General features: G+C 76.8%; 14 protein-coding genes. 8 read left to right on the plus strand and 6 right to left on the minus strand.

Annotated elements, in window-relative coordinates; genetic code table 11:
- The first annotated feature begins 1 nt into the window (after position 1).
- Genes ATJ88_RS01320 through lhgO form a run of 4 tightly spaced genes read left to right on the plus strand, consistent with a single transcriptional unit; the run spans position 2 to position 4,044 of the window.
- A complete protein-coding gene (locus tag ATJ88_RS01320) occupies positions 2-1,360 on the plus strand; it encodes a sensor histidine kinase (protein WP_141538583.1) in 1,359 nt (452 codons plus the stop codon).
- The gene (locus ATJ88_RS01325) at positions 1,357-2,343 is read left to right on the plus strand and encodes a TAXI family TRAP transporter solute-binding subunit (protein ID WP_098462194.1); all 987 of its coding nucleotides are present in this window, start codon (positions 1,357-1,359) and stop codon (positions 2,341-2,343) included. Before ATJ88_RS01320 ends, ATJ88_RS01325 begins: the two co-directional genes overlap by 4 nt.
- 59 nt (positions 2,344-2,402) lie before the next feature.
- The gene (locus ATJ88_RS01330; RefSeq protein WP_098462196.1) at positions 2,403-2,834 is read left to right on the plus strand and encodes a phage holin family protein; all 432 of its coding nucleotides are present in this window, start codon (positions 2,403-2,405) and stop codon (positions 2,832-2,834) included.
- A gap of 7 nt (positions 2,835-2,841) precedes the next feature.
- Complete coding sequence (gene lhgO, locus ATJ88_RS01335) at positions 2,842-4,044, plus strand: L-2-hydroxyglutarate oxidase (protein ID WP_098462198.1); 1,203 nt, start codon at positions 2,842-2,844, stop codon at positions 4,042-4,044.
- Positions 4,045-4,053: 9 nt separating this feature from the next.
- Here lhgO and ATJ88_RS01340 read toward each other — a convergent pair whose 3' ends face one another.
- Positions 4,054-4,971 (minus strand): cation diffusion facilitator family transporter, encoded by a 918-nt coding sequence (locus ATJ88_RS01340; protein WP_098462199.1) that lies wholly within the window; start codon positions 4,969-4,971, stop codon positions 4,054-4,056.
- Between the two features lie 88 nt (positions 4,972-5,059).
- Positions 5,060-6,355 carry a sensor histidine kinase gene (locus ATJ88_RS18965; RefSeq protein WP_098462201.1) on the minus strand — a complete coding sequence of 432 codons (1,296 nt, stop codon included), beginning with the start codon at positions 6,353-6,355 and terminating at the stop codon, positions 5,060-5,062.
- 65 nt (positions 6,356-6,420) lie between these two features.
- On the opposite strand from ATJ88_RS18965, the gene ATJ88_RS01350 reads away from it, so the two are divergent.
- Positions 6,421-6,894, plus strand: a complete 474-nt coding sequence (locus ATJ88_RS01350) for a nitroreductase family deazaflavin-dependent oxidoreductase (protein ID WP_211287438.1) — start codon at positions 6,421-6,423, stop codon at positions 6,892-6,894.
- Here the strand turns inward: ATJ88_RS01350 and ATJ88_RS01355 are convergent.
- Genes ATJ88_RS01355 through ATJ88_RS01365 form a run of 3 tightly spaced genes read right to left on the minus strand, consistent with a single transcriptional unit; the run spans position 6,860 to position 10,265 of the window.
- On the minus strand, positions 6,860-7,747 hold the full coding sequence (locus ATJ88_RS01355; RefSeq protein WP_098462204.1) for a hypothetical protein: 888 nt from the start codon (positions 7,745-7,747) through the stop codon (positions 6,860-6,862). The two genes, ATJ88_RS01350 and ATJ88_RS01355, sit on opposite strands and share 35 nt — an antisense overlap.
- Positions 7,744-9,891, minus strand: coding sequence for a hypothetical protein (locus tag ATJ88_RS01360; RefSeq protein ID WP_098462206.1), 2,148 nt, complete (start codon positions 9,889-9,891; stop codon positions 7,744-7,746). The genes ATJ88_RS01355 and ATJ88_RS01360 overlap by 4 nt, the downstream gene beginning before the upstream one ends.
- Positions 9,888-10,265: a hypothetical protein gene (locus tag ATJ88_RS01365; RefSeq protein WP_141538584.1), complete on the minus strand. Its 378-nt coding sequence runs from the start codon at positions 10,263-10,265 to the stop codon at positions 9,888-9,890. Before ATJ88_RS01365 ends, ATJ88_RS01360 begins: the two co-directional genes overlap by 4 nt.
- 143 nt (positions 10,266-10,408) lie before the next feature.
- Here ATJ88_RS01365 and ATJ88_RS01370 point away from each other — a divergent pair, with 143 nt between their 5' ends.
- The 3 genes from ATJ88_RS01370 to ATJ88_RS01380 all read left to right on the plus strand — a co-directional run bounded on the left by ATJ88_RS01370 (position 10,409) and on the right by ATJ88_RS01380 (position 12,808).
- Positions 10,409-10,888: a hypothetical protein gene (locus ATJ88_RS01370; protein WP_141538585.1), complete on the plus strand. Its 480-nt coding sequence runs from the start codon at positions 10,409-10,411 to the stop codon at positions 10,886-10,888.
- 33 nt (positions 10,889-10,921) lie between these two features.
- Complete coding sequence (locus ATJ88_RS01375) at positions 10,922-11,800, plus strand: alpha/beta fold hydrolase (protein WP_098462213.1); 879 nt, start codon at positions 10,922-10,924, stop codon at positions 11,798-11,800.
- 99 nt (positions 11,801-11,899) lie between these two features.
- Positions 11,900-12,808 carry a ribokinase gene (locus ATJ88_RS01380; protein WP_098462215.1) on the plus strand — a complete coding sequence of 303 codons (909 nt, stop codon included), beginning with the start codon at positions 11,900-11,902 and terminating at the stop codon, positions 12,806-12,808.
- 18 nt (positions 12,809-12,826) lie between these two features.
- On the opposite strand, the gene ATJ88_RS18245 is transcribed toward ATJ88_RS01380, so the two are convergent.
- Positions 12,827-13,495, minus strand: coding sequence for a PepSY domain-containing protein (locus ATJ88_RS18245; protein WP_170023477.1), 669 nt, complete (start codon positions 13,493-13,495; stop codon positions 12,827-12,829).
- Positions 13,496-13,511 lie beyond the last annotated feature (16 nt).

The raw sequence follows: 13,511 nt of genomic DNA on the forward strand, positions 1-13,511 counted from the left end.
CGTGCGCGCACGCCTCATGGCGCTGATCTACGTGCCGATCGCCCTCATCCTGCTCCTGCTCGGCATGTTCTACGTCGTCTCCATCACGCGGGCGCACCACCAGGAGGTGTTCCTCGACCGGCTGCGCGACGCCGCCTACCTCAGCATCACCGCGCGGCAGTCGATCCTCACGGACGACCCCACCCTCGTCCAGATCGACCTCGACCGGTACCACGAGCTGTACGGGGTGCGGGCCGCCGTCGTGGACCAGGCGGGCGACCCCGTCGCCGTGGCCGGGCTCGACGTCCGGGAGGTCCCCGAGCGCGCCGCCGCGCTCGCCGGCCACCGCGCCGAGCTGACGACCGACGTCTGGCCGTGGGACACCGACGACATCGTCGTCGCCGAGCCCGTGTTCGACGGCGGGGACGTCGTCGGCGCCCTCGTCACGTCGTCCGACACCGCGCAGGTGCGGCGCGGCATCTGGTACTCGTGGGCCATCCTCATCGCGGGCGGCGTCGTGACGGCCCTGCTGGCGCTGCTCGTCGCGGACCGCACGGCGGGCTGGGTGCTGCGTCCCGTGCGCGCCGTCGACCGCGCGATGGAGCAGATGGGCAGCGGGCGCCTCGACGAACGCATCCCGGCGTCCACCGGCCCGCCCGAGCTGCGCCAGGTCGTCGAGCGGTTCAACGAGATGGCCGAGCGCGTCGAGCACCTCATGCGGCGCCAGCAGGAGTTCGTCGCGAACGCCTCGCACGAGCTGCGCAACCCCCTCAGCGCCCTCATGCTCCGCATCGAGGCGCTCGCCCTCAGCGTGCCCGCGGACAGCACGGCGGAGGTCGAGCACGTCCGCGCCGAGGCCGAGCACATGGCGCAGATCCTCGACGCCCTCCTGCTGCTCGCCGAGGACGCCGCCACGGGGCCGGTCCAGCCCCTCGACGTCGTCGACCTGGTCGAGCGGCACGCCGACGGCTGGCGCCTGCTCGACCCCGCCCGGGAGTTCACGGTGCGCTCGGCGCCCGGCGCCCTGTGGGGCGCCGCCGACCCGACGGCGCTCGGCGCCGCGCTCGACACCATCGTCGACAACGCGCTGAAGTTCTCCCCGGCGGCCACCCCCGTCGAGGTCGAGGTCCGTGCCGACGGCCGCATGGTCGAGGTCACCGTGCGGGACCACGGCCCGGGCGTGCCCGCCGACCAGCTCGACCGCCTCACGGACCGGTTCTGGCGCAGCCCCGGCCACAGCGCCGTGCGCGGTTCCGGGCTGGGGCTCGCGATCGCGTCCGAGCTGCTGGCGTCCGCCGGGGGCGGGCTGCGGCTCGAGCTCCCCGACGGCGGCGGCCTGCGCGCCCACCTGCTGGTCCCGTCCTGGGAGGACCCCGCATGACCCGGCCCGCCCCCCGCCGTCCCGTGGGTCGCGCCGCCGCGGCGCTCGCCGCGCTGGCGTTCGCCGGGGCCTCCCTGGCGGCCTGCACCGGCGCCGACGACCGCTGGGTCGACGAGCTGCCCGGCACCCTCACCATCGCCACCGGCGGCACGACGGGGATCTACCACGGCTACGGTCAGGCGCTCGCCGCCGTCCTGGAGGACCGCTACGGGATCGACGTGGAGGTGCTGGAGACCGGGGGGTCGGTGGAGAACCTCCACCTGGTCGCGGACGGCACCGCCGACCTCGCGTTCACCGCGGCCGACGCCCTGGAGGACGCGGCCGTCGGCCGCGGCGACTTCGACGAGCCCGTGGACGTGCGCGCCCTCGCGCGCGTCTACGACGACTTCGAGCACCTCGTGGTGCCCGCCGGGTCGGACGTCAAGGACGTCACCGACCTGCGCGGCCTGCGCGTGTCCACCGGGGCGTCGCGGTCGGGGACGTCCCTCATCGCCGACCGGGTCCTCACCGCGGCGCACGTCGACGTCACCGACCTGCAGGTGTCCGAGCTGGGGATCACGGAGTCGATCGACGCGCTGCGCGACGGCACGATCGACGCGTTCTTCTGGTCGGGCGGCCTGCGCACGCCGGGCCTCGTCGAGCTCGCCGAGGAGATGCCGCTGCGCCTCGTGCCGCTCGCGGACGTCGTCGACCCGATGCGGGCGGAGCACGGCGACGGCTACCGGCACGGCGTGGTGCCCGAGGGCGTCTACGGGTCGACGGCGGACGTCGAGACCCTCGCCGTGCCGAACGTGCTGGTGGTGCCCGCGGGCATGCCCGACGACGTGGCGTACGGCCTCGTGGCCACGCTGTTCGGGAACAGGGGAACCCTGGCGGGGCAGGTGCCGTCGGCCGCCCTTCTCGACCGTACCCGGTCCATCTACACGGCCCCCGTGGACCTGCACCCGGGGGCGGAGCGGTACTACCGGGACAGCAAGATCTGACCGGGTGAGGTCCGCCCGGATCTCGCGCGCCGAATCGTGACGTGTGTCACGCTTCGACCATGATCCGACTTCTGGCCCGGACCGCGATCTTCCTCGTCGCGGCAGCGATCGGCATCGTGCTCACCGACGTGCTCTTCAACGCCTTCGGGTGGGAGACGTTCGACGTCGACTGGGGCAACCCGCTGGCGTTCGTCCTCGCGGTGGTGATCTTCGCGCTCGGCCAGGCGATCCTGTCGCCCTTCTTCGCGCAGATCGCCCGGCGCAACGCCCCCGCCCTGCTCGGGGCCGTCGGCCTGGTGACCACCTACGTGGCGATCTTCCTCGCGGCGCTCATCGCGCCCGAGGGGCTCGACGTCGCCGGTTGGCAGGGCTGGGTGCTCGGCCCGATCATCGTCTGGCTCGTGACGATGCTCGCGACGTTCCTGCTGCCCGCGTTCATGCTCAAGGAAGCCCTCCAGGGCGACCGCGAGCGCGGCCGCGACGACGCCTGACCCGCCGGTGGGCGAGTCCTCGACCACGTTCGGGGTGGTCGGCGGGGGGATCGTCGGCCTGGCCGTGGCCCGCGAGATCCTGCGCCGCCGCCCCGACGCCGACGTCACCGTGCTGGAGGCCGAGGACACGCTCGGCGCGCACCAGACCGGGCACAACTCCGGCGTCGTGCACGCCGGCATCTACTACCGTCCCGGCAGCCTCAAGGCCGACCTGTGCACCCGCGGCCGGGCCCTGCTGCACGAGTACTGCACGGAGCACTCCCTGCCGTACGACGAGGTCGGCAAGCTGGTCGTCGCCGTCGACCCGGCCGAGAGGGCCCGGTTCGACGCCCTGGAGGGCACCGCGCGCGCCAACGGCGTCCCGGGCCTGCGACGTGTGGACGGCGCGGGGATCCAGGAGATCGAGCCCCACGCGACCGGGCTCGCGGCCCTGCACTCCCCGCACACCGCCATCACCGACTTCGTCGCGGTCTGCCGGCGCCTCGCCGCGGACGTCGAGGCGGGCGGCGGCCGGGTGCTGCTGTCCTCCCGGGTCACGTCCGTGGAGCGCACCGCGGGTCGCAGCGTCGTCCGGGCGGGCGGCCGCGAGCACCGTGTGGAGCGGCTCGTGGTGTGCGGCGGCCTGGAGTCCGACCGGCTCGCGGCGATGGTCGGGGGCGGGCGCGGGCCCGTCGTCGTCCCGTTCCGCGGCGAGTACCTGACCGTGCGGCCCGCCAAGCGCGACCTCGTGCGCGGCATGGTCTACCCCGTGCCCGACCCGCGCTACCCGTTCCTCGGCGTGCACTTCACCCGGACCGTCACGGGGGCGCTGGAGGTCGGCCCGAACGCGGTGCTCGCCCTGCACCGGGGGTCGTACCGGCGGTTCGCCGCGTCGCCGCGGGACGTCGCCACGACCCTCGCCTGGCCGGGGTTCTGGCACATGGCCGCCCGGCACTGGGTCACGGGCGTGCGGGAGGTGAAGGGCTCGCTGCTGACCTCCACGTTCCTGCGCGCCGCGCAGCGGTACGTCCCGGACGTCGGGCCCGACGACGTCGAGCGGGGACGGTGCGGGCTGCGCGCGCAGGCCGTCGCCCGCGACGGGTCGCTGGTCGACGACTTCGTCGTCGAGGTGGCTGACGGCGTCACCAGCGTCCGCAACGCCCCGTCGCCCGCGGCGACGTCGAGCCTCGCCATCGCCGAGCACGTCGTGGACCGCGTGCTGGCGGGCTGACCGCACCGGTCAGGCGTGCGTCGGGTGCTCGTGCTCCGGATGGGTGTCCGGCTCCACCTGGAACGTCGTGTGCTCCACCCCGAAGTGCTCCGCGACGCACTCCTGGAGCTCGTCGAGGATGCGGCCCGCGTGCCCGTCGGTGAAGCACCCGGACTCGACCACGACGTGCGCCGACAGCTGGGGCAGGCCCGTCGCGATGAGGGAGGCGTGCACGTCGTGGATCTCGCGGACGTGCTGCACCCGCAGCAGGTGCTCGCGCACGTCGGCGAGGTCCAGCCCGGGGGGCGTCGACTCCAGCAGCACGGCGGCGGCGTCGCGCAGCAGCCGCAGGGCGCGGGGCAGGATCAGCGCGCCGATGACGAGCGCCGCGATCGTGTCCGCCCCCTGGAAGCCCGTGGTCATCAGCACCACGGCCGCCACGACGACCGCCAGCGACCCGAGCGCGTCGTTGAGGACCTCGAGGAACGCGGCCCGCAGGTTGAGGGACGCGTCCCGGCGTGACGCGAGCACCCCCAGCGCGGCCAGGTTGCCGACGAGCCCGACGACGCCGAACACGAGGAGCTCCGTGCCCGGGACGTCGGGCGGCGAGCTCAGCCGTCGGACGGCCTCGACCAGCACGAACACGCCCACGCCCAGCAGCAGGGCCGCCTGCGCGAGCGCCGCCAGCACCTCCGCACGGCGCAGCCCCCAGGTGCGGCGCGGGGTGGGGGGTCGCAGCGACAGGTGCGCGGCGGACAGCGCGAGCGCGAGCCCGGACGCGTCGACGAGCAGGTGCGCGGTGTCGACGAGCAGCGCCAGGCTGCCCGTGACGAGCGACCCGACGAGCTGCGCCGCCACGACCGTCAGCGTGATGCCGAGCGCGACCGCCAGCCGGCCGCGGTGCGCGCCCCCGGCCGGGCCGTGCGCGTGGTCGTGCCCGTGGCTCATCGCGCGGGGTCCGTGCCGGGCGCGGTGCCGGTGGGTGCGAGGTCCATGGGTCCAGCGTGGCAGGTCCGGGACGGCCCGGGGGACGCCGTCACGGCGCGACGGCCGCCGACGGGGTCCGGGGGCTCTCCAGCAGGCGCGTCGGCAGGTCCGCCACCACGGTCAGCCCGCCCGACGGCACCTCGCGCACGGTGAGCGTGCCGCCGAGCGCGCGGGCCCGCTCCCGCGCCGCCACCATGCCGGCGCCGGACTCGACGTCGGCCGCCCGGGGCCCGTGGCCGTCGTCCGACACCGTGATCCGCAGCCGGCCGTCGGTCGCGGTGAGCCGCACCACCGCACGTTCCGCGACGGCGTGCCGCAGCACGGTCGCCAGGGCCTCCTGCACGATCCGGTACGCGGCGGCGTCCACGACGGCGTCGATGCTGGCGGCGGGCACCTCGACCCGTGTCACGACCTCCACGCCGGCGGCCCGCACCGGCTCGACCAGGGAGGACAGCCCGGCCGGCCCCGTCGCCGCCGGGGGGACGCCCCGGGCGCCCGGCCCGCTCGCCGGGACGGGGTCGTCCTGGCGCAGCACCAGCGTGGTCGCGCGCAGCTCGTGCAGCGTGGCGGCGGTCGCGTCGCGCACGTGCCGCAGCGCGGTCCGGGCGGAGTCGTCGTCGCGGCCGACGGCGGCGCTCGCCACGCCGGTGTGGAGCGCCACCACGGTGAGGTTGTGGGCGAGCAGGTCGTGCAGGTCGTGGGCGATGCGCAGGTGCTCGCGGTGCCGGGGCACGGCGCCCTCGGGCGCTCCCGTCACGGGACGGGTCGGCGGCGGCGCCGCAAGGGTGCGCAGCCGCGCGCGCAGGTCCACCACGATCCCCACCGCCACGGCCGCGACGACGAGCGTGACGTCGAGCACGAGGCCGGTCGCCACGGCCGCACCGGCGGCACCCTCCCCGGCGGCGGCCGGGTCGAGCGCGCCGTCGAGGGCGGCCCGGTCCACGGCGAGCGCGACCACGACCACCCCGCCGGTCCACGCCGCGGCCCGGACCCGTCCCGCCGCGGCCGCCGCCCCCAGCGCGGCCACCGCCGGCAGGACCGTCGTCGCGGCCGGGACGTCGGCCACGGCTCCGGCCACGGTGACCGCGGCGGTGAGGACCAGCATCGTCCCGGGGGCGCGGCGGCGCAGCACCACCAGCCCGCCCACGACCAGCGCGACCAGCGCCGACCCGGCGAACCATGTCGGCGCCGCGTCGGGCCGGCCCCACGCGGCGAGGGCCCCGCCGGCGGTCACCCCGGCCGCGGTCGCGACCGCCAGGACGACGTCCACCCGCCAGGGGGACGTCCACGACGTCCCGGCCGGGCCGACGAGCTCCGTGTCGTCCGAGGGGGCCTGCGCGGGCACGCCGTCATCGTAGGACCGTCCGGCCCGTTCCGCCGGACCGGGGCTAGCCTGGAACGGTGACCATGATGTCCCGATTGCTCCGGACCCGCTGGTTCGTGCGCGCGCCCATCCGGTTCTACCGCGCGGGCCTGGGGTGGCTGCTCGGCGAGGACATGCTCCTGCTCGAGCACCGGGGCCGCACCAGCGGCGAGCTGCGTTCCGCCGTCCTGGAGGTCACGGGCCGCGAGGGCCACGACCGCTACGTCGTCGTCTCCGGCCTGGGACCGCGGTCCCAGTGGCTGCGCAACGTCGCGGCGGACCCGCGGGTGCTGGTCTCCGTGGGGCGGCGCAGCCACGTCCCGGCCGTCGCCGTCCGCCTCGACCCGGACGGCGCGGCCGCCCACCTGGAGCGGTACGCGCAGGAGCACCCGCGCCGGTGGCGGACCTTCGAGCCCGTCATGGCGCCCTGGGCGCGCCCGCTCGCCGACGCGGACGGCGAGGCGGACTGGCGCCGCGTCGTGCCCGTCATCGAGCTCCGCCTGGAGCCTGCCGCGGACTGACCGCCGCCTGCTCGATCTCGTCCGGGGACGGCGGGGGCGGGTCGTCCCGCACCTTCTGCGCGAGGACGTCGAGCAGGTGCTCGGCGTCGAGCTCGGCCGGGACCTCCGCCCCGACCGGGGACACGGTCGCCACGATGACGACGACGTCCTCGACCCAGGTGACCGCCGTCGTGACCCGGCGGGGCTCGATCCAGGACGGCAGCACCTCGACCCCGGTGAGCGTCACGACGGGCGGGTCGTCCGGTCCGTCGCCCCGGGGGGCCGGGCACTCGTCCTGCTCGCAGTGCGCCGGCGTGAGGACCGGTCCGGCCAGCGTCCCGAGATCGACGTATCCGGGGCGCCCGCCGTCGGGCGCGGTGGCCAGCGCGTCGCGGACGCCGTGCGAGAGCCTGTCGAACAGCTCGCCCGCGCGCAGCGGCGAGTAGCCCTGGTCCGCGGGGAGCACGACGGTCCGGCTGAAGACGTCGACCGGTCCGGAACGGACGCCCTGGACGCCACCCTCCAGGGCGTCGGCGTCACGGGCGGACTGGCGGTTGGCCAGCACGGCGCGCAGACCGGGCACACGGCCGGGGTCCAGGACGGTCGGGTCGCCGGGCCAGCCGGTGCGGAGCCAGTCGTCCTCGACGGGGACGACACCACCCTGCGGGACGTCCGCCGCGGTGATCGTCCACGGGTCGGGGCGCCAGGTCCGCAGGTGGGCCACCGCCCGATCCCGTTCCTCGGCCTGTGCCTGCACCCAGGCGGGCGCCCACCAGGTCAGGGTGGCGACGATCAGGGCGACGACGGTCAGGCTCACCGCAGGGACGATCACCTCCCCGCGGCACAGCAGCGTCATCGTGCGTCGTGCGGTCATGTGCTCTCTCCCAGCTGTCGTCCGAGACGTGATCCGAGGTCGTAGTTCTTCCCGAAGCCCCCGGAGAGCTCCGGGCCGTGCGGGTGCAGGGCCTGGTTGTCCGCCGCGGCCGCCTCCGGGGTCGCCCCGCGGGCGACGTCCTGGTCGACCACCGCCCGGTAGAGGGGTTCGGCGAAGCGTTCGCGCACCAGCGGCTCGGTGCGGAGCACCTCCTCGCGCGCCGGGGAGACGGTGTCGGGGACCAGGCCGGGCAGGATCGCGCCGAGGATCGTCGCGGCGAGCGAGACCGGCGCGGCGGCCGGGGCGGTCGCGACGCCGAGCCCGACCGACGTCGCCGCGGCGACGGTGCCGCGACGACCGTCCACGGCCTCGGCGGCACCGATCACGGGGGACTGGATCGACCCCGCCACGAACGAGACGTCGTCCAGCGCGTTCGTGACCACCGTCTTGCGGTCCTCGCCGTCGAGCCCGCTGCCGGTGGCCACCTCGGCGCTGTCCGCGACGTACCCGTCGAGCAGGTGCAGCCAGCGGTCGGCGTCCGCGGAGCCCTCCGACGTCGCGGTGACGACGTCGCGCAGGGCGAAGGCGTCCAGGCCGGGCTGCACCACCGGCCAGGGGAGGTCGACACCCGGGCCGATCGTCCCGTCGCCCGCCTCGTCGACCCACACCCGCGGCAGGAGCGTGCCCGGCGTCGCGCTCGCCTCCTCGTCCGCCAGCTCCACGTTCTCGCCGAACGACGCGACGTACGGCCGGTAGAGCTCCACGACGGCAGCCCGGGCGACCGGGTCGACCGGCCCGTTCCGCCGCCCCACCGTCAGGAGCCCGCGGTCGCCGACGAGCTCGGTCGTGGCCGCCGACACCGCCCGCGCCGCGCGCTCCTGCGTCGGGACGTCGGCGCCCGGGCGCGCCCCGACCGCCACGGCTGCGGCGAGCAGCCCGGTGACGGCGACCCCGCCGTCGGGCCAGCCGTCCGGCGGCGTCCGGCCGAACCAGAAGCGCGAGCGGTCCAGCAGGGCGTCGGGGTCCGACGGCGCCACATGGTCGAGCGCGGCCCGCGGGTGCGCGGAGAGCCCGGTCGCGACCGCGACGACGACGGGGGCGAGGTCCGCCGCGTCGACGTCGTCCGGCCCGGCGGCGGTGCCTCGCGCGACGAGGGCGTCCGCGGCGCCCGCCCACACCGCGGCGGGCAGCCGTGCGGCGCCCAGCAGCTCGCCGAGCCCGGCGGCGCGGTCGTGCGCGTCCGTCCCCGTCCCGACGCCCGCGACCAGGCCGTCACCCATCCGGTACCGCTCGCGACGGTCGGCGCTCGCGGCCCACACCCCGAGCCCGCCGGCGAGGGCGTCGGTCACGGCGGGTGGCGGCGCGGCGCCGAGGGCCGTGGACAGCGCGGCCGGGTCCACCGCGTCCCAGAACGCCGTCCACAGGGCCGGGTCGCCCTGGGCGGCGACGAGGGCGTCGAACAGGTCGGTGCGGGCCGCGTCCCGGGCCTCGGGGCCGCCGGTGAACGTGCCCGGCACGTCGGCAGCGAGGTCGGTGCCGCGCCGCCACGCGGTCGCGTGGTCGCCCGCTCCGACGCCGTGCGCGGCCGACACGGCGACCGCCCGGGCGTCCGCCAGCCCGTCGAGCAGCGGAGCCGCCTGCCGCGACGCGGTGTCCTTCGCGTCCCGCGCCGTCCGCCACGCCCGTTCCGCCGCGGCGACGTCCCCGCGTGCCTGCTCGGCCCGCACCCGGGCGTCCCAGGCGCGCTGCGCCACGTCGGCGAGGGCGACGGCCGGGTCGCCGCGCAGCGCGGCGGCCTCGTCCGCCTCGGCCCGGGCGAGCCGGGCCAGGGCGTCGTCCCGCGCGGACAGGGCGCGGGCCGCATCGTCCTGCTCGGTCGACAGACCGGTGGACCGGCGGGACAGCACCCCGGCGGCGGTGCGCAGGACGTCGGCGCACAGCGCCACGTCCGCCCCGAGCCGGGCCAGTCGTTCCCTTGCCGCCTCCACCGCCGCGGACCGGTGCCCCGCCAGGGCCTCGTCCAGGCGTGCGAGGTCCGCGCGGGTGCCGCCCAGCGCCCCGGCGGCCCGCGACGCCGCACCGGCCAGCGTGGCCAGCCCGGGAGGAGACCCGGCGAGCGGCGCGAGGTCGGCGTCGGCCGTCACAGCGCGGTCGCCGTCGTCGGGGATCCGGCCGGGGGGCTGCCCGCGGCGGGACCGTCCGGACCGGGGGACCCGGCGCCCGGGCCCGCGAGGAGCCGCGCCAGACCGGCGACGTTCACCCGCTCGGCGTCGGCGAACCGCTCCGCGGCCGTGCGCAGCGCCCCCGCGACCGACGTCAGCGCCTCCACCAGGGCGTCGTGCCGCGCCGTCCATCCCGCACCGAGGTCGGCCACCGCGCCGTCCAGCAGCGGGTGACCGGCCGGCCGGTCGCCGCGGGGGTCGAGGTGGTCGCGGGCGGCCGCCAGCAGGTCGGCCGCGCCGTGCAGACCACGGGCGGCGGCCGCCAGCTCGTCGGTGTCGAGGGCGAGTCGGGACATGGCGGGCACGCTAGCGACGGGGGAGTGCCGGCCGCAGGCGTCGTCCACAGGGCTGTGGACGACGTGGACGTGGCGGATCCCACCGTTGCGCCCGTGGAGAACCGTCGTGACAAAACCGCTCCGCGGGAGCATCCTCGAAGATGATGAGCGACACCAGCACGCGACCCGAGCCCCGCACCTACCCGCAGCCCCCCACGAGCGAACCGGTGAGCGACGAGCTGCTGGTGGTCCACCTCAAGCACCGGGCCACCGAGTACTTCCGCCGCCCTGAGCTCGTCTCCCACCAGGTGTCCGACGGGATCCTCGCGATCACCCTCGCCGCCGGCGAGGGCACCCCCGTGCGCACACGCCACTTCCCCCTCGGCGAGGTCGCCGAGTTCGTCGTCGAGGCCGCCAGCACCGCCTACGAGGAGGCGTTCGACGCCTGGACCCGGGCCCGCTTCGGGGTGGACGCCGAGACCTACCGGTCGATGAACGAGACGTCCGTCGGCATGACCATGGCCGAGAAGATGCGCCGCCAGATCGCCGAGGGGCTCGGCGTCGACCCGTCCGCCGTCCACTTCGGCGGCTCCTTCACCATCGAGGACGACGAGGACTGGGAGAGCTCGCCCGACGAGGAGTAGATGAGTTCCGGCGTCGTCGGTCGTCCACCCGGTATGACCATCCAGACCCGTACCCTCGACGTCCCCGGCGCCGTCCTCACCTACGACGTCCACACCCCCGCCGCCGACGGCGGGCACCCGCCGCTGTTCGTCCTCGGCAGCCCGATGGAGGCCTCCGGCTTCGCCCAGGTCGTCGCCGAGCTCGGCGACCGCACCGTGCTGACCTACGACCCGCGCGGCACCGACCGCTCCAAGCTCCTCGACGACGGCGAGGTGACCGTGGAGCACCACGCCGCCGACCTGCACGCCGTCGCCCAGGACGCGGGCCTCGGCCCGCTCGACGTCCTCGGCTCGTCCGGCGGCGCCGTCACCGCGCTCGCGTGGGCGACGGACCACCCCGACGAGGTGCGGACCCTCGTCGCGCACGAGCCGCCCCTGACCTCCCTGCTCGCGGACCGCGACCTCGCCGTCCGCGCGCAGGCCGACATCGTCGAGACGTACCGACGCACCGGGTTCGGGCCCGCCATGGCGAAGTTCATCCAGCTCGTCACGGCGACCGCGCCGATCGACCAGGCGTACCTCGACGCGCCGGACCCCGACCCCGCACAGTTCGGCCTGCCCGCCGAGGACGACGGGCGCCGCGACGACCTCCTGCTCGGCAAGTCGCTGCTCACCATGCCGCTGTGGGAGCCCGACCTCGACCGGCTGCGCGACCTGACCGCCGCCGGGGACCTGCGGGTGGTGCCCGCCGCGGGCGTCACCTCGCCGCCCGGCACCCTCGCGGCCCGGGGCGCCACCGCGCTCGCCGCGGCGCTCGGCACCCCCACGACCGACTTCCCGGGCGACCACGGCGGGTTCATGCGCAACGAGTGGGCCCCCGACAACGACCCGGCCGCCTTCGCCGCCCGCCTGCGGGAGGTCCTGGCGTCCTGACCGGACGCCCTGTGGACACCGGCACCGGCCCGAAACATTCGTGCGGGATCATGGCACGGCCGCACCCCAGCCGTTCCCGCCCCCGGAGGTTTCCCGCACGTGCCCTCGATCGTGGTCGTCGGATCCGTCAACGCCGACATCGTCACGCGGGTCGCCGCCCAGCCCGTGCCGGGCGAGACCGTGCTCGCGGAGTCGATGGCGGTGCTGCCGGGCGGCAAGGGCGCCAACCAGGCGGTGGCCGCCGCCCGGCTCGGCGCCGACGTGTGGCTCGTCGGCGCGGTCGGCACCGGACCGTTCGCCGACACCGCCCTCGCCGGGCTGCGGACGTCCGGCGTCCACCTCGACGCCGTCGCCGAGGTCGACGGGCACTCCGGGGTCGCGCTCGTCACCGTGTCCGCCGACGGGGAGAACTCCATCGTCGTCGTGCCCGGGGCGAACTCCACCGTGGACGCCGACGTCGTCGCCCGGCACGCCGACCTCCTCGCCCGGGCCGACGTCGTCGTCCTCCAGGCGGAGATCCCCGTGCCTGGCATCGAGGCCGCGGCCCGCGCCGCCGGCGGCCGCGTCCTGCTCAACCTCGCACCCGTCGTCGACCTCGACCCGTCGGTGCTGGCGCTCGCCGACCCGCTCGTGGTCAACGCGGGCGAGGCGCGCCGGCTCCTCGACGACGCCGCCCGGCCCGTGCCGGACGCCCCGTTCGCCGTCGTCGACGCCCTGCTGGAGCTGGGGCCGCGGTCCGTCGTCCTCACCATGGGGGGCGCGGGCGCGGTCGTCGCGGAGGCCTCGACGGACGACGGCGCCCCCGTGGTCGTGCCCGCCCCGCACGTCGAGCCGCTCGACACCACCGGGGCGGGCGACGCGTTCGTCGGCGCCCTCGCCTGGCGGCTCCTGGGCGGGGACACCCTCGCGGACGCCGCCCGCACCGCCGTGCGGGCCGGCGCGTACTCGGTGACCACGCACGGCGCGCAGCGGTCGTTCCCCGCGGCCGACGACGTGCTGCCCGGCTGACGGGCGGCCGGGGCCGGGTCAGCCGTCGTCGCGGGTGACGTCCCCCGTCGCGAGGTCCACCCGGTGCTCCTGCTCGGCGCCGTCCACCGTCACCGACACGCTCCAGTGCGCGGACCGGCCCGACTCCAGGTCCGCCTCCCGCAGCGTCCCGCCCGTGGTGGACACCACCCGCTGGACCGCCTCGGGCAGCCCCACCGCCGCGTCCTCCAGCGCCGCCCGGTCGTCCGCGTCGAGGTCGGCGTCCCGCGTGCCCTGCACCTCGGTGCCCGCCGCGTCCACGCTCACCTCGACCGCGCCCCCGTCCACCGCGACGTCGACCACCCAGCCGCCGTCCTCCGCGTCGACGGCGAACGGGGCGCCGCCCGCCTCCGCCGCGGCCAGGGCGATCGCGCCCAGCGCCCCCGTCGTCGGGTCGACGTCGCCCCCGCCCGCCGCGCCGTCGTCCGTGCCGCTGCCCGAGTCGTCGGTGTCGCCCGTGCCGTCACCGGACCCGGCTCCCGTCGAGGCGCTCGCCTCCGGGGACGCGCCGTCCGAGCCGTCGGCCGAGGCGTCCGGCGAGCTCGCCTTCGCGGACGGCGTCGCCGACGACGGCGCGTCGTCGGGCGCGGAGGAGCCGGTGCAACCCGTCAGCGCGAGCGCCGCCACGAGCGTCAGGGCAGGCAGGGACCAGGGGTGTCGTCGCGTCATGCCCCCATCCTGGGAC

It is taken from the genome of Isoptericola jiangsuensis (assembly GCF_002563715.1).
Classification (GTDB): Bacteria; Actinomycetota; Actinomycetes; order Actinomycetales; family Cellulomonadaceae; genus Isoptericola; species Isoptericola jiangsuensis.

What these genes read in the sequence shown, in the direction of transcription:
- ATJ88_RS01325 (WP_098462194.1), top strand. Translation starts at nt 1,357, where the DNA reads ATGACCCGGCCCGCCCCCCGCCGTCCCGTGGGTCGCGCCGCCGCGGCG.
- ATJ88_RS01330 (WP_098462196.1), top strand. Translation starts at nt 2,403, where the DNA reads ATGATCCGACTTCTGGCCCGGACCGCGATCTTCCTCGTCGCGGCAGCG.
- ATJ88_RS01340 (WP_098462199.1), bottom strand. Translation starts at nt 4,971, where the DNA reads ATGAGCCACGGGCACGACCACGCGCACGGCCCGGCCGGGGGCGCGCAC.
- ATJ88_RS01350 (WP_211287438.1), top strand. Translation starts at nt 6,421, where the DNA reads ATGTCCCGATTGCTCCGGACCCGCTGGTTCGTGCGCGCGCCCATCCGG.
- ATJ88_RS01355 (WP_098462204.1), bottom strand. Translation starts at nt 7,747, where the DNA reads ATGACCGCACGACGCACGATGACGCTGCTGTGCCGCGGGGAGGTGATC.
- ATJ88_RS01365 (WP_141538584.1), bottom strand. Translation starts at nt 10,265, where the DNA reads ATGTCCCGACTCGCCCTCGACACCGACGAGCTGGCGGCCGCCGCCCGT.
- ATJ88_RS01370 (WP_141538585.1), top strand. Translation starts at nt 10,409, where the DNA reads ATGAGCGACACCAGCACGCGACCCGAGCCCCGCACCTACCCGCAGCCC.
- ATJ88_RS01375 (WP_098462213.1), top strand. Translation starts at nt 10,922, where the DNA reads ATGACCATCCAGACCCGTACCCTCGACGTCCCCGGCGCCGTCCTCACC.
- ATJ88_RS18245 (WP_170023477.1), bottom strand. Translation starts at nt 13,495, where the DNA reads ATGACGCGACGACACCCCTGGTCCCTGCCTGCCCTGACGCTCGTGGCG.